1 protein-coding gene is annotated in these 345 nt (G+C 49.3%); it reads left to right on the forward strand.

What is annotated here, in order from left to right:
• Window positions 1-345: hypothetical protein (locus OCH80_RS10080; protein ID WP_404540624.1), on the forward strand; the 345-nt coding region annotated here is incomplete at both ends.

The following is a 345-nucleotide window of genomic DNA, read 5'->3' on the forward strand; positions in this document are numbered from 1 at the left end:
TGCTTTCAGACTCGGAAGTTGAGGTGCTCTCGGATTCGGAAGTTGATACGCTCTCTGATTCGGATGCTGACTCACTTTCAGACTCGGAAGTTGAGGTGCTCTCGGATTCGGACTCGGAAGTTGATTCGCTCTCTGATTCGGATGCTGACTCACTCTCAGATTCGGAAGTCGATTCACTTTCGGATTCTGAAGCTGATTCGCTTTCAGACTCTGAAGTTGAGGTGCTCTCAGATTCGGAAGTGGATACGCTCTCTGATTCGGATGCTGACTCGCTCTCGGATTCGGACTCGGAAGTTGATTCACTTTCGGATTCTGAAGCTGATTCGCTTTCAGACTCGGAAGTTG

The sequence above is a fragment of the Lactobacillus sp. 23-2 genome (assembly GCF_044902225.1).
GTDB classification, from domain to species: domain Bacteria; phylum Bacillota; class Bacilli; order Lactobacillales; family Lactobacillaceae; genus Lactobacillus; species Lactobacillus absianus.